Source organism: Anaerolineales bacterium (genome assembly GCA_019637755.1).
Lineage (GTDB): Bacteria > Chloroflexota > Anaerolineae > Anaerolineales > UBA11579 > JAMCZK01.
Genome location: JAHBVC010000001.1, coordinates 1090686 through 1109664 on the forward strand (window position 1 = coordinate 1090686; position 18979 = coordinate 1109664).

Annotated in this window: 18 protein-coding genes; 4 read left to right on the forward strand and 14 right to left on the reverse strand. The window is 60.2% G+C overall.

All coding sequences use genetic code 11. The features are described from left to right. Nucleotides 1–212 precede the first annotated feature (212 nt). The 13 genes from KF821_05345 to KF821_05405 all read right to left on the reverse strand — a co-directional run bounded on the left by KF821_05345 (nucleotide 213) and on the right by KF821_05405 (nucleotide 13345). The gene (locus tag KF821_05345) at nucleotides 213–1748 is read right to left on the reverse strand and encodes a UDP-N-acetylmuramoyl-L-alanyl-D-glutamate--2,6-diaminopimelate ligase (protein MBX3005234.1); all 1536 of its coding nucleotides are present in this window, start codon (nucleotides 1746–1748) and stop codon (nucleotides 213–215) included. A 93-nt stretch (nucleotides 1749–1841) separates the two neighbouring features. Beyond that, nucleotides 1842–2564, reverse strand: coding sequence for a F0F1 ATP synthase subunit B (gene atpF, locus KF821_05350; GenBank protein MBX3005235.1), 723 nt, complete (start codon nucleotides 2562–2564; stop codon nucleotides 1842–1844). Between the two features lie 43 nt (nucleotides 2565–2607). Next, nucleotides 2608–2832 carry a F0F1 ATP synthase subunit C gene (locus KF821_05355; GenBank protein MBX3005236.1) on the reverse strand — a complete coding sequence of 75 codons (225 nt, stop codon included), beginning with the start codon at nucleotides 2830–2832 and terminating at the stop codon, nucleotides 2608–2610. Nucleotides 2833–2866: 34 nt separating this feature from the next. Continuing rightward, nucleotides 2867–3898 (reverse strand): F0F1 ATP synthase subunit A, encoded by a 1032-nt coding sequence (locus KF821_05360; protein ID MBX3005237.1) that lies wholly within the window; start codon nucleotides 3896–3898, stop codon nucleotides 2867–2869. Continuing rightward, on the reverse strand, nucleotides 3891–4181 hold the full coding sequence (locus KF821_05365; GenBank protein ID MBX3005238.1) for a hypothetical protein: 291 nt from the start codon (nucleotides 4179–4181) through the stop codon (nucleotides 3891–3893). The genes KF821_05360 and KF821_05365 overlap by 8 nt, the downstream gene beginning before the upstream one ends. Before the next feature lie 43 nt (nucleotides 4182–4224). Continuing rightward, entirely contained in the window at nucleotides 4225–5673 is a 1449-nt protein-coding gene (locus KF821_05370) for an NADH-quinone oxidoreductase subunit N (GenBank protein ID MBX3005239.1), read from the reverse strand. Nucleotides 5674–5675: 2 nt separating this feature from the next. Further along, nucleotides 5676–7148 carry an NADH-quinone oxidoreductase subunit M gene (locus KF821_05375; GenBank protein ID MBX3005240.1) on the reverse strand — a complete coding sequence of 491 codons (1473 nt, stop codon included), beginning with the start codon at nucleotides 7146–7148 and terminating at the stop codon, nucleotides 5676–5678. A gap of 10 nt (nucleotides 7149–7158) precedes the next feature. Continuing rightward, nucleotides 7159–8715: an NADH-quinone oxidoreductase subunit M gene (locus KF821_05380; protein ID MBX3005241.1), complete on the reverse strand. Its 1557-nt coding sequence runs from the start codon at nucleotides 8713–8715 to the stop codon at nucleotides 7159–7161. Between the two features lie 9 nt (nucleotides 8716–8724). Then, entirely contained in the window at nucleotides 8725–10881 is a 2157-nt protein-coding gene (gene nuoL / locus KF821_05385) for an NADH-quinone oxidoreductase subunit L (protein ID MBX3005242.1), read from the reverse strand. 3 nt (nucleotides 10882–10884) lie between these two features. Further along, nucleotides 10885–11190: an NADH-quinone oxidoreductase subunit NuoK gene (gene nuoK / locus KF821_05390; GenBank protein MBX3005243.1), complete on the reverse strand. Its 306-nt coding sequence runs from the start codon at nucleotides 11188–11190 to the stop codon at nucleotides 10885–10887. A 10-nt stretch (nucleotides 11191–11200) separates the two neighbouring features. After that, entirely contained in the window at nucleotides 11201–11716 is a 516-nt protein-coding gene (locus KF821_05395; GenBank protein ID MBX3005244.1) for an NADH-quinone oxidoreductase subunit J, read from the reverse strand. Between the two features lie 33 nt (nucleotides 11717–11749). Then, complete coding sequence (nuoH, locus tag KF821_05400; protein MBX3005245.1) at nucleotides 11750–12934, reverse strand: NADH-quinone oxidoreductase subunit NuoH; 1185 nt, start codon at nucleotides 12932–12934, stop codon at nucleotides 11750–11752. Between the two features lie 54 nt (nucleotides 12935–12988). Further along, a complete protein-coding gene (locus KF821_05405) occupies nucleotides 12989–13345 on the reverse strand; it encodes an NADH-quinone oxidoreductase subunit A (protein MBX3005246.1) in 357 nt (118 codons plus the stop codon). Between the two features lie 209 nt (nucleotides 13346–13554). Here KF821_05405 and KF821_05410 point away from each other — a divergent pair, with 209 nt between their 5' ends. The 4 genes from KF821_05410 (at nucleotide 13555) to KF821_05425 (ending at nucleotide 18331) form a co-directional block, all read left to right on the forward strand. Next, nucleotides 13555–15135, forward strand: a complete 1581-nt coding sequence (locus KF821_05410) for an aldehyde dehydrogenase family protein (protein ID MBX3005247.1) — start codon at nucleotides 13555–13557, stop codon at nucleotides 15133–15135. An 87-nt stretch (nucleotides 15136–15222) separates the two neighbouring features. Next, nucleotides 15223–16707 (forward strand): hypothetical protein, encoded by a 1485-nt coding sequence (locus tag KF821_05415; protein ID MBX3005248.1) that lies wholly within the window; start codon nucleotides 15223–15225, stop codon nucleotides 16705–16707. A gap of 63 nt (nucleotides 16708–16770) precedes the next feature. Further along, nucleotides 16771–17463: a hypothetical protein gene (locus tag KF821_05420; protein ID MBX3005249.1), complete on the forward strand. Its 693-nt coding sequence runs from the start codon at nucleotides 16771–16773 to the stop codon at nucleotides 17461–17463. 100 nt (nucleotides 17464–17563) lie between these two features. Continuing rightward, on the forward strand, nucleotides 17564–18331 hold the full coding sequence (locus KF821_05425) for an HAD family hydrolase (protein MBX3005250.1): 768 nt from the start codon (nucleotides 17564–17566) through the stop codon (nucleotides 18329–18331). Here KF821_05425 and KF821_05430 read toward each other — a convergent pair. Continuing rightward, complete coding sequence (locus tag KF821_05430) at nucleotides 18302–18961, reverse strand: hypothetical protein (GenBank protein ID MBX3005251.1); 660 nt, start codon at nucleotides 18959–18961, stop codon at nucleotides 18302–18304. The genes KF821_05425 and KF821_05430 overlap by 30 nt on opposite strands. Between the last annotated feature and the right edge of the window lie 18 nt (nucleotides 18962–18979).

Sequence of the window (18979 nt, forward strand, 5' to 3'; positions counted from 1 at the left end):
AGGAATCTCTCAAGGCAGGAATGTTTTTTGTCATTCCGACGAATGGCGCTGCCATGAGGAGGAATCCCTCAAGGCAGGAATGTTTTTGTCATTCCGAACGAGCGGCGAAGCCGTGAGGAGGAATCCGTTAAGGCAACGTTTTAGCGCAAACACGTCTGAACCCGTGAGCTTGAAGCCTTGCTTAATGTTGACGGCTATCTTGTCGTTGGCAGTTACCCTGCCGTTGGCAAGCGCGGCATATCGGGCCCGGGCACGCCCAGCAGCTCCGCCAGCGCCGCCCGCGTCGCCACGCGGTCATCCCACGGGTACTCGGTTTCGCCGAAGCACATCGATTGCTCGTGGCCCTTGCCCAACACGATCACCACGTCACCCGGTTGGGCTTGCAGCAGCGCGAACGAGATGGCCGCGCCGCGATCGGGCACGCGGAAGAAGCTCTGGCCTTCCACGCCGCCGCGGCTCTCAGCGGCCTGCGCCATCTCCGCCAGGATATCGTCCAGGCTCTCCGTGCGCGGGTCCTCGGCGGTGAGCACGCTGATATCGGCCAGCACGGCGGCATGCTCCGGCATCATGCGCCGCTTGGCCTTATCGCGCAAGCCCGCCGAGCCGAACACGGTGATCACGCGCCCGTGCGTAAACTGGCGTGCCGATTCGAGGGCCACTTTGAGCGCATTGGGCGTGTGGGCAAAATCCACAATGGTGGTGAAGTCTTGCCCCATCTCGATGCGCTCCATGCGCCCGGGCACGCCCTCCAAGGCGGCGATGCCGGCCTGGGCCGCCTCCAGCGGCAAGCCCAGGCCTACTACGGTGGCGCCAATGGCGGCCAGTGAGTTGGACACGTTGTAGGCGCCGAACATCCTGGTCTCTAGCGGGAAGCTGAAGCCCGGCCCGTGGGCCACAAAGCTCAAACGGCCGGGCTGGTTGCGTATCTCGCTAGCCCGCAAATCGGCCTCAGGGTGCAGGCCGTACGAGATTTGCCTGGCCTGCGTGCGTTTGGCCAGCCCCGCATACGAAGCGTCATCGCGGTTGAGCACCGCCAGGCGTTCGCGCGGGCGCGTCTTTTCAAAGGGCTGGTGCAGCCCTTCAAACAAGCGCGCCTTGGCGTCGAAGTAGGCTTCATAGGTGCCGTGGTCATTCAAATGCTCGTGCGTGATGTTGGTCACTACGGCAATATCAAATTCACGCGGGCGTGCTCCCCGCTGTTGCACCAGGCCGATCGAGGTCATCTCAAGGATGGCCTGGGTGAGCCCGCGATCGACCATCTGGCGCAGGTAGCGCTGGGTGTCAAAGGCTTCCGGGGTGGTGACGTGGAAGCCGGTATCCAGCACCTCTTCGCCAATCTGGGCGTTCACCGTGCTGACCATGCCGGTGGGCACACCGGCGGCGCGCAAGATCTGATAGATGAAGTTCGAAGTTGTGGTCTTGCCATCCGTGCCGGTGATGCCGATCAAGCCAATCTCGCGCGCCGGGTAGGCGTAAAAGGCGGCCGCGGCCTCCGCCAGCGCCGCACGCGCATCGGGCACGCGGATATGCGGCAAGGGCGACTGCACATCCGTGCGCTCGCCCACTACCGCCACTGCGCCGCGCGCCGCCACCTCGTCAAGGTACTGGTAACGGTCTACCCCGCGCACGATGGCAAAGAACACATCGCCGGGTTGCACCAGGCGTGAATCGACGGCCAGGCCGGTCACGTCCACATCCGGTACGCTTGCATTCAGGGCAAGCGCTTGCAGCAATTGGCGTAGTTTCATGGCGCTCATTCTATAGCAAAAGAGACGCCCGTTGCCGGGCGCCTCTCAGTTACATCCTACCTGTCAACTGTCTACTGTAAGCTGTCAGCTGACTTAGCGCAGGTTCTGGCGCAGGGTGCCGAGCTGCCCGGAAACCGAGCCGTCGAGCACTTTGTCGCCGATGCGCACTACCAGGCCACCCAAAATGTTCGGGTCGACCTTGAAGGTAACTTCGGCGCCCTTGCCCAGGGCCTTCTGCACTTCGCCCTGTTCGTCGGCGGTCAGCGGCAGCGCGCTGGTGACGACCGCCGGGCCATTGGCCTCGGCCCCGTCGAGCACGGTCACCTTGCCGGCGCTGACGCCAGAGAAGAACTCATTGATGAGCGCATGCTGGCGTTTGTCGTCGAGCGCTTCGCCAATCAGCTTCTGCGCCGCGGCGGCAGCCAACGCGGCCACCTGGCCGCGCACTTCGCCGAGCACACGGACGCGTTCCTGTTCCACTTCGGCCAGGGCCACTTCACGCGCCTTGCCCGCCTTGGCTTCGGCGTCCTTGACAATTTCTTTGGCCTGCTCTTCGGCGCGGGCAGTGATCTCGCGCGCTTCGCTGGCTACTTTGGCACGGGCTTCGCTCAGCAGCTTCTCCGCTTCCTTCTCGGCGTTCTCACGCGCTTCCGCCGCAATGCTGGCGTCTTCGAGACCCTTGCTGATGGTTTCACGGCGCTTCTGCAGCATGTTCATGATGGGCGTGAACACCCATTTGCGCAGCAGAACCAGCAGCAACAGGAAGTTGAAAATTTGGACGAGCAGAAAACCCAGATTAATTCCTAAGGCTTCCAATGTCGGAGCTCCTTCCTATCGTGTTTCTTTCAGTGCTGTTCGTTTAGACGAACAGGATAAGCATGGCTACCACCAGACAATAAATGGCGATAGCTTCAGTAAACACGATACCCAGGATCATGCTGGTCTGGATAGTGCCTGCAGCATCCGGGTTGCGGGCGATGCCCTGCACGCCACCCAGGGCGGCGAGGCCTACACCCAGGCCGGCGCCCATTGCGCCGATCATGGCAATCCCAGCACCAATCAGTTTTGCGGCTTCAGCTTCCATATCTTTCAACCTCCATCCAATGATGAGTTATTTTTTAGTGGTGCTCTTCGTCACCGTGGTGCGATTGGGTAGCCTGCGCCATAAAGATCATGGTCAGCATACCGAACACCACGGCCTGAATTAGACCCACGCCGAATTCAAGCATCAACACCCCGGTTTGTGCCGCCACCGGGATGAGCGTACCAATGACCAGCAACAAGATCATGCCGGCAAAGATGTTACCGAACAGACGGAAAGAGAACGAAATGATCTTGGAGAATTCGGAGACGATCTCGAAGATACCGACGACGAAATCGATCTTGCCGATGCCGGGTTTGCCGAGGGCACGGATATTGATGAACTTCTCAAAGTAACTGAGGCCCTGGGCACGCACACCGATGATCTGGATCATCAGGAATGACATGATCGCCAAGCCCAGCGTGAAGTTCAGATCCGTAGCCGCCGCACGCACAAAAGGCGCCAACGCGGCGGCGCAATTGGTGTTCTCGCCGCCGATCGAAACCACCTGCGTGTTGCCGAGGGTGAACAGGGGGTTGATGTCACAGTCGGTCTCAACGTGTAGCGCCGGATCCACATGGTGGGCGTGCTCCAGGCTGATCTCATTGATCACGCCAATGCTGTCCACACCCGGAATCAGTTCCATCCAGTTGACGGTAAGGATCAGCAGGGTCAGCGTGGCAAAGATCGGCACGATAGTACGTGTCCACTTGCCCGCAGTTTCCTCGGTCAGGTTGTACAGGCCTTCCACCAGCGCCTGCACCGCGCCCACAATGCCCTTGAAGACATGCTTGCCGGAATTGAATGCCGGGCGCAGAACGAAGAAGGCCAGGCCGAGGATGAAGATATCGGCGATGATGACGGCCGTCATCGTGTTGGTGAGGAAAAATGCCTCACCGGTGAGCGGGAACTGGAAAAGTGTTTCGGTTAGATGTTCCGCCGGAAGTGCAATGTACGGGCGCAACGGGGGAATTTTCCCGGAGACAATTACGCTGACGACAATAATCGCTAGAGCAATCCAGCGACTGACACCGTACTTCCATTTGCGGGTAGCTTCTTCTTTAGCCACTAGCCGCGTCCTCCTCATCTTTTGGTGAATCCGCCGGGCGAATGCGTGCCGTGGTGAAGTTCACCACCCACAGCATCGCCAGCAATGTAACGGGCACGCTCGCACAGAGCAAGCCCATCTTCCACACATGGCTTCCAGTTGCAAAGTAGTTGTCGAGCCAAAAGCCGGCGAACAAGGCTACAAAGAGAATAGCAACCGTGATGAACCCGGCGAGAGAGGCCGCCCCTACCAACGCTAAGTTAGCAGCATAGCGGCGGGGATTCTTGTCTCGTCGCAGGCCCATCGTTCGAGAATTATATCACAATCTAAGGGGCTGTCAAACAGGCCTAAAACAGCGAGCGCGCCGCAGCGATAGCCCAGTCATACCAGGGGGCAATCACTACGCCCAGCACCAAGACCAGCAGCACGCTGAGTGTGATGGCGATGCCCGACGCGCGCTGCACAGGCAGCGGGCTCTCATCCTTGGGCATATCCAGGTACACCACCTTGAGCACCACCAGGTAGTAGTACAGGCCCACGATCGAGTTGAGCACACCCAGCACGGCCAGCCAGATCAGGTTGGCCTCCACCGCCGCGGCAAACACGAGCACCTTGGCGATGAAACCACCCAGCGGGGGAATGCCGGCCAGCGAGAGGAAGGCCAGCAGCATCGCCAACGCCAGCATCGGGTTGCGCCGGCTGAGGCCGGAGTACTCTTCGACTTCGTCAGAGCCCAGCGCTTTGCCAACAACGGCAACGATGCCAAAGCTGGCCAGGTTGGTGAGCACGTATACGATCAAATAATAGACGACACTGGCCACACCCAGTTCCGAGGCCGCCACAACGCCCAGGATGGCGTACCCGGCGTGGGCAATACCCGAATAGGCCAGCAGACGCTTGATGTTCTTCTGCGTCAGCGCCACCACATTGCCAATGAACATCGAAGCCACGGCCAGGATGCTCAGCATCATCTGCCAGTCAGGCAGGATCTGCGGGAAGCTAGCCAGCATCACGCGCACCAGCACCATGAAGCCTGCGGCCTTGGAGGCGGTGGAGAGGAAAGCCGTCACCGGGGTCGGTGCCCCTTCGTACACATCGGGCGCCCAGAAGTGCATCGGCACTACGGCCACTTTGAAGCCAAAGCCGAGCATTACCAGCACCAAGGCACCGATCAGCAGCGGCCCGGGCACGGCGCCGGCGGTGATCGCCGCGGCCATGCTGTAGAGGTTCGTGCTGCCGGCGAAGCCGTACAGCAAGCTAAAGCCATACAGCATCACTGCGGTGGTCATCGCCCCAAACAGCAAGTACTTGAAGCCTGCTTCGGTGGACTTGTTGTCCTCACGCAGGAAGCCAGCCAGAATATACAGCGGGATCGAGGTAGTCTCGATGGCCAGGAAGAGCATCACCAGGTCCGCCGAGGCGGCCATCAGGGTCATACCGATGGTGGAGGTGAGCAGCAGGGTGTAGTACTCGCCCTTGCGCCATAGCTCGCCCCAACCCACCGAGAGCAGCGTGGTGATGAAGGCTGCGAAGATAAAGAGCAGCTTGGCAATGTAGCCGAGCATATCGTGGCGCAGCATGCCACCCCACACCAGCGTCGCGCTGGCGCCCGGGTGGGTGTAAAGCAAGGTGATCACAAAACTGGCCAGCAAGCCTACGGCGGTCACCGTGGCCAGCACGCCACGGCGTGCCTCGGCCAATACCAGATCCAAGGTGAAGACCACCAGCAAGACCACCAGCAGGGCAATCTCCGGCAGAATGGTCAAAAGCATGTCAGGGGTAATGGAGCCAAACACTGTTATGCGCCTCCTACCAGGGCCAGCACCGCGTTCACGCCGTGCTCAACCATGGGAACAACCACACCGGGGAAGATACCGATACCCACCATGATCACCACCAGCACCGCCAGGGCCACCTTCTCCGAAATACGGATGTCGTGCATGTGGCCTTCCAGATTGGCTGGCATCTCGCCAAAGAACACCTTGCCGATGGCGCGCAGGATGTAGGCCGCGGTGACCGCAATCGAAATCGCCGCCACAATCGCAATCCAGGGCGTGCGTGCCCAGACCCCCATGAAGATGGGGAATTCGGCCACGAAGCCAGAAAAGCCAGGCATGCCCATACCCACCAAACCAGCGATGATGAACGCCACCCCGGCGTAGGGCATGATCTTCATCATGCCGCCCAGCTCAGGGATCTGGCGCGTATGTGCCTGATCATAGATCATGCCGACCACGGCGAAGAACAGGGCGGTCATCACCCCGTGGGAAACCATCTGGATGCCGGCGCCCACCAAACCATCATGGTTGAGCGTCGCCAAGCCCATCGCCACCAGCCCCATATGCGAGACGGAGGAATAACCGATCATGTACTTGAAATCGGTCTGGGTCATGGCGATGAAGGCGCCGTAGACCACGTTCACCAAGGTGAGCAGAATGATCCACCACATGTGGTACTGGGCACCCTCAGGCATGAGCATGATGCCCACGCGCAACGCGGCGAACGCGCCCAGCTTCATCAGCACGCCGGCATGGAACATCGAAACCGCCGTGGGGGCGGCCACGTGGCCATCCGGGCTCCAGTTATGGAAGGGGAAAATGCCGCCGAGGATGGCGAAGCCAAAGAATACAAACGGGAACCACAGGCGTTGAAACTCCGGCGAGAAGTTTGCGCCTTGCAATTGGAGAAAGTCGAAGGTGTGCAGGCCGGAGGTGAAATACATCGCCAGCACACCCACCAGGGCGATCACCGAGCCAATGAACAGATACAGGGTCAGCTTCATGGCGGCGTATTCGCGTGCCTGCTTCCAGCCCCAAATGGCAATCAGCAGGTACATCGGGAATACGGCGATCTCGTAGAAGAAGAACAGGGCAAACAGGTCCAGCGCCACAAAAACGCCGAAGACACCGCTGGCCAGCAGGAACAAGAAGGCGAAGAATTCGCGCGGGCGGTCATCAATGCGCTGCGAGATGATCACGCCGGTGAAGATGACTACGCCGGTGAGCAATACCAGCGGGGCCGAGATGCCGTCTACGCCCACGTGGTAGCTGATGCCCAGCGCCGGCAGCCAGTCATACTGCTCGATGAACTGGAACTGCGCACCGTTGGCATCAAACCCCACGAACACCAGCAGCGACAAGAAGAAGGTCACTGTGGCCACCGCCAAGGCGAAGCTGTAGATCAGCTTGCGGTTGGCAGGCGGCAGGAACAACAGCACCACGCCAGCCAGGATGGGGAGTAAGACAATTGCACTAAGGATAGGAAAGCCCATTAATTCACCTTTAGCCGAACAAAGCAACCACGGCCTGATTGATTACGCTGAGCAGCCAGGCCGGCCAAAAACCGAGCCACAGCATCAGCACCACCAGCGGAGCCATCACCAGCAACTCGCGGCGGCTCAGATCTGCAAAATGATTCTTCCAGTGCTCATTCAGCGGGCCATGCAGGGTCTTGGCGATCCCCTTGAGGATATAGGCACCGGTGAAGAACAAACCGATCATGCTGATGGCGGTATAGACGGTAAACACCGGCCAGGCGCCGCGCACCACCAGGAATTCGGATACGAAGCCATTCAAGCCCGGCAGGCCGAGCGAGGACATCGAGCTAAAGATCAGCAAGGCGCCGTAGACCGGCAGCAAGGCAAACAAACCGCCGAACTTCTCGAGGTCACGCGTGTGCGTGCGTTCGTAGATCGCGCCGACGAGGAAGAACATCGCCGCAGCCGAGATGCCGTGGTTGAACATTTGCAATACCGCGCCATTCATGGCGATGGTGCCATCCGGCGTGCCAGCGGCATGCGCCGCAGCGGCAATGCCCAGCACCACGAAGCCCATATGGTTTACCGAGGAATACGCCACCAAGCGCTTGAAATCGGTCTGTGCCCAGGCCGAGAGGGCGCCGAACACGATCGCCGCGGTGGCCAGGGCGGCCAGCACGCCGGCGTACTGGTGCGCCTGCTCGGGGTAGAGCGGCAAGATCAAGCGCAGGAAGCCATAGGCGCCCAGCTTGAGCAGCACGCCAGCCAGCACCATCGAGCCGGCAGTGGGCGCTTCGGTGTGCGCATCCGGCAGCCAGGTGTGGAAGGGCCACACCGGCACCTTGATGGCAAAGGCGATCACGAAGGCCCAGAAGGCGACCGTCTTGACTGTCTCGACCGGCAGGCCGAACAGGGTGCCTTGCAATGCTGGCCAGCTCTGGAAGATGCTGATCAGATCAAAGGTGCCAGAGACGACACCGATCATTTGGATCGCCAACAACAGGCCCAGCGAGCCTGCCATGGTGTAGATGATGAATTTGAAGGAGGCGTAGCGGCGGGCGGGCACCTTGATGCCGTTCCATAGCGTGCGCTCCCCCGCTGCGCTGCCCCACTGGTCGATCAGGAAGAACATCGGCACCAGGCCGATCTCCCAAAAGACAAAGAAGAGCAACAGATCCAGCGAGAGGAACACACCCAGCATGCCGGTTTCCAGCGCTAGGAACAAAGCCATATAGGCCTTGACCTTTTCTTCAACACTAAACGAAGCCAAAATCGCTACTGGGGTCAACAAGGTGGTGAGCAATACCATGCTGAGCGAGAGGCCATCGATGCCGAGGTGGTAATTGGCGTTGATGGCGCTGTACCAGACAGCCTGCTCCTGGTAGCGGAAGCCATCCACCACCGGAGCCGCCTGAAAGCCCAGCCAAGCAGCTAGCGTGAGGGCAAAGGGCACCAGGCTGAGCGCAAAGGCCACCAGCCGGATGAGTTTCTTATTCTCGCCCGGCAGCAACAACACAAGCAACGCCGCGGCCAGCGGGCTGAACAGAATGAACGAGAGAAGATGTGAATTCAGAAAGTCCATGAGATCTCGTTAGCGCAGCACAGTGAATAGATAGTAGAAGAGGCCGCCAAAGGCTACCAGCGCGACCACCAGCATGTATTGCTGCACCGCACCGGTCTGTACTTTGCGCAACACACGCCCGATTGCGGCCGTCATGTGTGCAATCCAATTGCCGAAGCCGTTGATCACCGGGTTTTCAAAGCCATAGCGGAAGAAGGTGCCCAGGTCCAGCGAATTGCGCGCCACCCAGTGCAGCGCCCCGTCGATCACCGTGCGATCGAGGAACCAGTACGAGAACTTTTCGGCGATCACGCGAGCCGGGCGCACAAAGATGCGCTCATACAGCTCGTCAATGTAATACTTGTTTTGCAGCAAGGTATACAGCGGGCCTAGCGGCTTGCGCAGCGGGTCCACCGTGCCGGCCTTGCGATACACCAGGTACCCCAGGCCCAAGCCGCCCAACGCTACACCCAGCGAGATACCCAGGGGGATCGTGCTAAAGTCCGGCGCATGCGGGTGCTCCAGCAGGGTGCCGCCCACGAAATCGTGGAACCAACTGGGCAGCAGGCCGCCGATGACGGGGAAGTGCTCAGGAATGCCCACCCAGCCGGCGATGACGGCGAAGACCGCCAGCACCATCAGCGGGGCGGTCATCACCAGCTTGTTCTCGCTGGCGTGCTCGGCGGCCTTGGTGCGCGGCGCCCCGAAGAAGGTCAGCGTGATCTGGCGCATGGTGTAGAAGGCAGTCAGCAAGGCCGCCAGCGAAAGGGTGATCAATACGCCGAGGTGCCCATTGGCAAAGGCATCGGCCAGAATTTCATCTTTGGACCAAAAGCCGGAGGTGATCAGCGGGAAGCCGGACAGCGCGAAACCACCGATCAAAAAGGTCCAGAACGTGATCGGCATCTTCTTGCGCAGGCCGCCCATGTTGAACATGTCTTGCGGGTCTACGTGTTCGCCGGTATGCAGCACGCCGTGCTCCATGCCGTGAATGACCGAGCCCGAGCCCAGGAACAGCAGCGCCTTGAAGAAGGCATGGGTCACCAGGTGGAAGGCGGCGGCCACATAGGCGCCGATGCCCAGCGCGGCGATCATAAAGCCCAGTTGCGAGATGGTGGAATACGCCAGCACGCGCTTGATGTCATTTTGTGTCACAGCGATGGTGGCGGCGAAGATAGCGGTCAGCGCGCCGATAAAGGCCATCACCGTCATCGTGGTGTTCAGCGGGTCACCGTGGTGCCAGCCCGCCGAGATCAGCGGGAACATACGCAGCACCATGTACACGCCCGCCGAAACCATCGTGGCAGCGTGGATCATCGCCGAAACCGGTGTGGGGCCTTCCATCGCATCCGGCAGCCAGACGTGCAGCGGCCACTGGGCCGATTTGCCCACCGTGCCGATGAAGAGCAGCAAGCCGATCAAGCCAGCTGCCGAGAGGCCAAACACACCGCTGGGCGTTGTGGCCAGGGTGTGCAGAATATCTTCGTTGCGCAGGATGTCGTAGAAGTTCAGCGTGCCGGTGGCGGAATAGAGCGCCACGATACCCAGCAGCATGAACACATCGCCGATACGTGTGGTCAGGAAGGCTTTGATGGCGGCGTTGCGCGCTGAGGGTTTGGCGTACCAGAAGCCGATCAGCAGGTAGGAGCACAAGCCCATGATCTCCCAGCCCACGAACAGGGTCAGCAAGTTGTCGGAGACCACCAGCGTGAACATGCCGAAGGCGAACAGGGCAATGAAAGCGAAGAAGCGCGCGTACAACGGCTCCACCGAGGGCACATGGTGGCCGTGCACCTCTGCGCCATGCGGCGGCAGGCCCGGCTTGTCATGCTCGCCCTTGGGGGCACCAAAGTTGTGATAGCCGATGCTGTAGATGAAGATCATCAGCACCGTCCAGGCTACGAAGAACAGCACCGCAGCATTCAACGGGTCAATAAACACGCCGATATTGAAGAAAGTGTCACCCGTGGGCAACCAGTTGATCGCCGAGCGGAACGGGTGCTCACCGAGGTGCTCCACCCCGATGGCGGTGAAGAACACCACCATGCCCAGCAGCCAGGAGATGGCCGCCGCGGCAACGCCTACGGTGTGGCTGAGGGCGTTGTTCTTGCGAGTGAACAGCAAGATCAAAAAGAACGCCAGCAGCGGCGGGAGCGGAATAAGCCAGATCAGGGTTTCAGTCGGCATCGCTTACCACTTCATCAAGTTAATTTCGTCCGCGGCCACGGTCTTGCGGCGACGGTAGATGGAAATAATCAGGGCCAGGCCCACCGCCACTTCAGCGGCGGCCACGGCGAATACGATCACGGCAAAGGCGTGCCCGCCGATCTTGTCAGGGGTGAAATAGCGCCAGAACGCCACCAGATTGATGTTCACCGCGTTCAGCATCAGCTCAACGCCCATCAAGATGGCCACGGCGTTCTTGCGAGCCAGCACGCCGTACAGGCCGATGCAGAACAGCAGCGCGGCCAGCACCAGATACCAGGAAAGCGGAATCATACGTTGCCTACTTACCTTTCTTCTGCGGGCGGGCCACCACCAGCGCGCCGATCAGGGCCGCCAGCAGCAAAACCGAAGCCACTTCGAACGGGATCACAAATCCCTCGGGGGACACCAAGCTCACACCCAACTCCGCCGCCAGATCGCGGGCGGTATTGATCTCGCCCGGCAGGCTGGCCACCGCCGGCCATTGGCCGATCAGGATGATCAGGCCAAAAGCAAACAGCGCGCTGAGCAACAAGGCCCAGCCATAGCCCTTGTTCACCGGGGCCTCTTCAATTACATCGCCGCGGGTCAGCATCACCGCGAAGATCATAATGATGGAAATGGCACCGATGTACACCAGCACTTGCACCACCGCCAGGAACCCGGCATCCAGCAGCACAAAGACGATGGCCACACCAAACAGGGCCAGAATGAGATAGAAGGCGGCATGCACCAGGTTCTGGCGTGTCACCATCATAAAAGCCGCCCATAGGATCAGGCCAGCAGCGAACAGAAAAACACCTTGCATTGCAGTCATGCGTTCGACTCCATCAGAAGAGGCTGGCGGGCGCTAGGCCGCGCGCGCCTCTGGACGTTCCTTGAAGGCTTTGCGCTCACGGCGGGCACGGCGCGTGCCGAGCCGAATAATGGCCCAAGCAAGCGCCAGCACCACCAGGTTGCCAGCCAGCAGCGCCGGCACACGCAGCGCGGTCTCACTGAACAGCTTATCCAGCACGGCGGTAATGATCAGCAGGGCCAGCGCCACCGGGGTGAGCACCTTCCAGTTCAGATCCAGCATGTGGTCAATGCGGATGCGCGGCAAGGTGCTGCGCACCCACATCACAATGAAATAGCCGATGGTGGATTTGGCCATCAGGTACAGCACACCGAGAATGGGGAACTGCTCCGCCCCGGGGCCACGCCAGCCACCCAGAAACAGGATGGCGAACAAAACGCCCACGGTGAAGGCATGCAGGAATTCGGCAGCGAAGAACAAGCCGAACTTCATACCGGTGTATTCGGTGTGATAGCCGGCCACGATTTCAGATTCAGCTTCGATAAGGTCAAACGGAGTGCGGCCCACCTCAGCGATCGAGGAGACCAGGAAGATGATGCCGGCCAGCGGTGCCAGGGCAATGAACCATACCGATTGGTCTTGCACAACATCCACCATGCCCATGCTACGCGCCAGCAACACCGGCACCAGCAGGGTCAGCAGCATCGGCACCTCGTACGAGATGAGCTGCGCCACCGCACGGAACGCACCCAGCAAGGCGTACTTATTATTGGAAGACCAGCCAGCCATGAGGATCGAGAGAATACCGAAGGACCCCACCGCGGCGATGTACAACACGCCAACGTTGAGATCGGTACCGATCCAACCGGGCGCAAAGGGCACCACGGCCCAGATCAGCAACACGGCGATCATCGAGATGATCGGCGCCAGGTTGAAGGTGATCTTATCGGCCTTCTCTGGAATGCTATCTTCCTTAGTAAGCAGCTTTACGATATCGGCGATGGTTTGCAACAGACCATACGGGCCAGCGCGGTTCGGGCCGATGCGGTCTTGAAAACGGGCGGCCACCTTGCGCTCCAGCCAGATCAGGAAGATCACCAGGATCAGGCCGAAAGACGAAACCGCCACCACGCCGATTACGTTACTGAGCAGGGTGGCCCACGCCTCGGGCAGCAAACTGGCCAGCAGGCCAGTCAGCCATTCGTTAATCACACGGATTGGGTCGCTCCAAAAAGACATTCGTTATCCTCTATACGCAAATAAAAAGGCTGTTTCAGCGCGGGCTGCAGCCTTTTATGACCATTCCAGGGCGCCTTTGCGCCATGCGTAGAACAAACCGCCTACGAGAATGAGGATGAAAAGCACACCCTCCAGCACCGCAAACATCGGCAGCACATCGTAAGCCACCGCCCACGGATACAGGAACGCGGTCTCAATATCAAAGATCAGGAAGATCAAACCGTAGATGTAGTACTGCACCTTGAACTGCACCCAGGTGTCACCCACCGTCTCCATACCACATTCATACGTTTCTAATTTAATGTAGTTGGGCTTGCGGGGGGCCAAGACGCGCGCAATGATGATGGGCAGCAGGGGAAAGACGCCTGCAATTGCAACAAATACGCCGATAAAAAGCCAGTTTTGTTCCATGCGGATTGGGTCTCTTTGTCCTGATTTGCCGCAAAAAGATTCACTATGCGGCAGATTTACATATAAACCGGATTGTAACACAAGTGCACCGTTTGTGCATCTTTCCGCAATCAAAGCGCTATACAGGCGCTAATTGGGGCGTAAGAGCTGGGCTATACTTAGCTCCGTCCCTCTATATAGCTGTTTTGTGAAGTAAGGAGCCAAGCATAATGACAACATCCGGCGCGTTCAGACTCACCTACGCCACCATGTATGACCCCCCAGAGGACCTGCACACCCGCTTTGAGGCGGCGATCAGCAAGGTAAAGGCCAACCTGGGCAAGCAATACCCTATGTTCATCAACGGCAAGGATGTATACGCCGCGGCCACCTTTGAGGACCGCTCGCCGATCAACACCGATTGGCTGCTGGGCAGCTTCCAGGAAGCCAGCGCCGCCGAAGTGGCCCCGGCCATGGCGGCGGCCCACGCCGCCGCCCAAGACTGGGGCCGCCGCCCCTGGCAGGAGCGCGTGGCGCTGGTGCGCAAAGCGGCTGATCTGATCACGGAGCGCATTTTTGACATCGCCGCGGTAGTTTCCATCGAAGTCGGCAAAAACCGCATGGAAGCGCTGGGCGATGTCTCCGAGGCCGCCGATTTCTTTTACTTCGCCTGCGAGCAGATGGAAGCCAACAATGGCTACATCCGCCCCATGGGGGTTGACCCGCTCAAGGGCTACAAGGCCACCAACACCAACCGCCTGCGCCCCTACGGGGTATGGGTGGTGATCAGCCCGTTCAACTTCCCCTTCGCGCTCACTGCTGGCCCGGCCGGCACCGCGTTGGTGGCGGGCAACACCGTGGTGATGAAGCCCGCCGAGGACACCCCGTGGGCCTCGCGGCTACTGATCGAAGTCTTCCGTGATGCCGGCTTCCCCGATGGCGTGGTCAACTACGTCACCGGTGACGGCGCAGTGGCCGGCCAGGCGCTGGTGGACGACCCGCGTACGGCCGGGCTGACTTTCACCGGCTCGTACGACGTAGGCATGCATATCTACCGTACCTTCGCCAACGGGCGCTACCCGCGCCCGATCCTGCTGGAGATGGGCGGCAAGAACCCGATCCTGGTTTCGCGCAACGCCGACCTGGAGCGCGCCACACAGGGCTTGTACCGCTCGGCCTTTGGCCTGCAAGGCCAAAAATGCTCGGCCGGCTCGCGCATTTATGTGGAAGAGCCCGTGTACGACGAGCTGGTTGAAAAGCTCCTCACCGTCACCCAATCGCTCAAGATCGGTGACCCGACCCTGAAGGAAACCTTCATGGGCCCGGTGATCAACGAGAGCGCCTACAACAACTATAAGGGCTGGAGCGAAGAGCTCTCGCAGAACGGCACGATCTTGACCGGTGGCCGCGTGCTCACCGAGGGCGAATACGGCAAGGGCTACTTCTGCGAACCAACCCTGGTAGCCGATGTGCCCACCAGCCACAAGCTGTGGAAGCAGGAGATGTTCCTGCCGATCACTCTGCTGCACAAGATCAAAAGCCTCGACGAAGGCATGGCGCTGGCCAATGATGTGGACTTCGGCCTCACTGCTGGCTTCTACGGCAACAGCGATGAATCCAAGTGGTTCTTCGAAAACATTGAGGCCGGCGTAACCTACGCCAACCGCCCGCAAGGCGCCAGCACCGGCGCCTGGCCGGGCTTCCAGCCCTTCGGCGGCTGGAAGGGCTCGGGCTCCTCGGGCAAAGGCGCCGGCGGGCATTACTACCTGCCGCTTTACATGCACGAGCAGACCAATACCGTTATCGAATAAGCAGCGCTTCTCGCTCGATTTCATGTGTACTGGCGCAGCGCAAGCTGCGCCAGTACACTATTAATCACCCTCACTAAAGGAAATCTGATGGCCCATAACCGCAACGCCACCTTCGCCGCTGCTTTGCTCCTGGCGACATTAACGCTCAGCAGCCTGGCTTGCCGCACTCTGCTGGGGGCGCCCGAAGACGCCCCGTTTGGCAGCGTGCCTGCGGTCAAGGCCACGCGCACCGTCAGCCAGGCTGAGCCCAGCCAACGCCTCGATGGGCTCAGCCTGCTGCCCACGCTGGACCCCGGCCCGCCGGGCGCCAGCCGCTACGAGCCGGACCGGCCGCAGTTGAGCGGCGAAGCCTATACGCTGGATAGCGAGCACTTCCGCATCCACTACACACTGGATGGCGTGGATGCTGTGCCAGCCCAGGGCAATCACCCCAGTGGCCAGCCAGACTATGTGATCGAGGTGGCGCGTGCCATGGAATACGCCTGGTATGGCGCCATCGACCACTTTGGCTGGGCGCCGTCACCGCGCGATGGTGGCCTGGGTGGCGACGATCGCTATGACGTCTACCTTCAGGAGATCCTCGGTGAGGACTATGCCGGCTTCACCGAATCGGATCTGGGGGCCTCAGTCATCGGAGATAACCCGCTGACCCGCTTGGTCGAGCGGGCGGCTACGCATACATATATCGTGCTGGACAACGATTACCTGGAAGAAACGGATGCCAGCTACCCGCCCGAAGAAGAGCTGGATTACATGCGCAGCACCGCCGCACACGAATTTCACCACGCGATCCAGTTTGGCTACGACGGCGAGGAGCCGCACGACTGGGTGTGGGAAGCGACCTCAACCTGGATCGAGGAAGAGTTGTTCGATAGCGTCAACGATCCGGTCAGCACGCTGGGCTCGATTTTTGACGCTACCGACTCGTGCCAGTTGGCGGAGGGCGGCGAAACAGGCGACGAAGATATTGACCGCTGGTATGGCATGTGGATCCTGATGCGCTATCTCTCTGAGCAATACGGCCATTCCATCATTGTGCGTCTGTGGGAGCAAATCATCGATCTGAACGGCTATGCCGCCTGGGATGCGCTGTTGGCGGAATATGACACTACGCTGGAGGACGTGTTCACGGATTACAGCGTAGCCTTGCTCACGCGCAACTTTGAAGAGGGGCTGCGCTACCCCACCGTGCGCCTGGAGGGGGTGGCCACGCCCGACGCGTGGTTTTACCCCGCCGACGGCGTGGAACAGCTCGGCGCGGATTACATTGCCCTGCCCGCTGACGAGATCCTTACGCTCACCCTTGACGGCGAAGGGCTACGCGCCGTGGCGGTTGGCATTGCCGATGGCTGGAGCGATGTCTTCCCCCTGCAGGATGGCGAGACCAGCCTGGACACAGGTGACTATGAGCGCAGTTACCTGATCGTGCTCAACCCGCAACGCGCCGCCAATGCGCGCAATTGCCACCTGAGCGATTATGCGGTCTTTGTTGGCCGCAGCAGCCGCCCGCAGGCGCCTGCCTGGAGCCAACCCGCCGAGTACTTTCAGCCGCCTGCCAGCCCTGGCCGCTGATTGTGCACTATCCCCATCGCAGAGGATATAATGGCTGCTTACGCTAAAAACTGAGGTGTTGTCGTGAACAAACTAAAAATGGTTGTGGTATCTGTATTGCTGCTGGGCGCCGTGCTCCTGAGCGCCTGCGGCGGCTCTGCAACCAATACCGATGCCGTGCTGACCGAGGCGGCGCAAATTGCCTTCCAGGCTCTGACAGAAACGGCTGCCGCGGCACCGCCTACGGCTACCAATACGCCCATTCCGCCTACCCCCACCTTCACCCCAGAGCCGCCGACCCCGACGGCCACCCTGGAAGGGGACCAGCCCACGGCTACGCTGCAGCAGGCCTTGCCGCAGCAGCCGCAGCAGCCCAGCACCTCGGGCGTGCCGTGCCTGCGGGCCAACCTGGAATCCGAAACCATTCTGGACGGCAGCTACATCAATGCCGACACGCCGTTCACCAAAATGTGGCGCCTGAAGAACACGGGCTCCTGCACCTGGAAAAATGATTTCTCGCTGATCTATGTGCAGGGTGATCTGCTGGGTGCCGATTCCGTGATCACGATCGGTACCAAGGAAGTCGCCCCGGGTGGCTACGCCGAAGTTGAGGTCAGCATGCGTGCTCCTAAACAGTCCGGGCACTACAAGGGCTACTGGATGATACGCGGCGATGGCGTGATCTTTGGTGTGGGCAACAATGCCAAGGAATGGTTCTGGGTGGACATCAACGTGCCCAATTCAGTCCCCACGCTGGCAGTCACCCCCACTCCGTAAGCTGCGATAGCGCAATCAAAAAGCCCGCATGAATTCATGCGGGCTTTTTTTGTTAAAAGCGAAACCGTTAGCCTGTGTTATGCGTTATATAGGTATGCACGTGCATCAGCCTCCCGCCGCCCCGCTGCGCGCGGTCTTCTTTGATTTGGGCAACACCCTGCTATATTTTGACGGTGCCTGGCCGCAGGTGTTGCAGCGCGCCGATGCACAATTGTTTGCCCATCTGCGCACCGCGGGCTTTGCACTCGACGAAGCTCAGTTCCTCAGTGAATTTCGTGCCCGGCTGAACAACTACTACATCCAGCGCGAAGCTGAGTTCGTAGAGCACACCACCGCCTACGTGTTGCGCAACCTGTTGCATGACTTGGGCTATCCCAACGTGGCAGAAGATACACTGCGCCCGGCCCTGCGCCAACTATATGCCGCCTCGCAAGCTCACTGGACGCGCGAAGAGGACACGATCCCCATGTTGCAGCAGCTACGTCACTCTGGCTATGCCCTGGGGCTGATCTCCAACGCCGGCGACGATGAGGATGTGCAAACGCTGGTGGACAAGGCCGAGCTACGCCCCTACTTCGATCTAGTGCTCAGTTCAGCCGCTTATGGGCTACGCAAGCCCAACCCACGTATTTTTGCGATGGCCATGGAACAAATCGGGGTGGCGGCGGCAAATAGCGCCATGGTGGGGGATACGTTGGGGGCCGATATTCTTGGGGCGAACCATGCTGGCATGTACAGTATCTGGCTAACCCGCCGAGCAGACACACCGGCCAATCGCGAACATCAAGACACCATTCAGCCCAGCGCCACGATCAGCAGCCTGAGTGAGCTGCCCGCCCTACTGGCGAGTTTTAGCCACGCGGCGTAGCAGCGCCACCAACAGCGCGCCCAGCAACAAAGCCAAGCCAGCCACCACGGCCAAGCGCGCCGCCCGCGGCGTGCCCGTGCTCGCCTGCGGCGTGGCCAGCTCACTGGTGGCGGTAGGCTGCTGGCCACCCACGATCACTTGGGCGGCGTTCTCTGCATTCAGCACCGGAAATGGGTTAGCGTAGCCATTCTCGCGCAACAAAAAGGCCGTCAAGCGCCAATACACATCCTGCTCAAGACTGCCCGGATTGTGCCAGGGCATGGTGGCACCGATGAAACCTTGCAAGGCGGCAGCGGTGGAGAATTTATTCAGATCGGCTTGATCGCCGATGAGCGGCGGCACTTTGCCCGGCAGGGTAAAGCCCTGCTCGTAAGGGCGATTGCCGTGGCAGCCCGATTGCCAGCAATTTTGCTCCTCGGGCGGATAGATCATGCGGAATTCTTCGGTCAGCCCTTGGCCACGGTCTCCATGGCACACCATGCAATTGAGCCAAAAATCCACCGCACCCTCATCGGCCTGCGAGGGCGCCGCAGGCAGGGTGGGCTGATCCAGGCGGCTGCTAGGAACAAAGGTGGCGGTAGGCACCTGGGCCTGGACGGCGCCCGAGGTACGGAATGCAGACGCGCCCAAGAAGGTTGTTACCGCTAA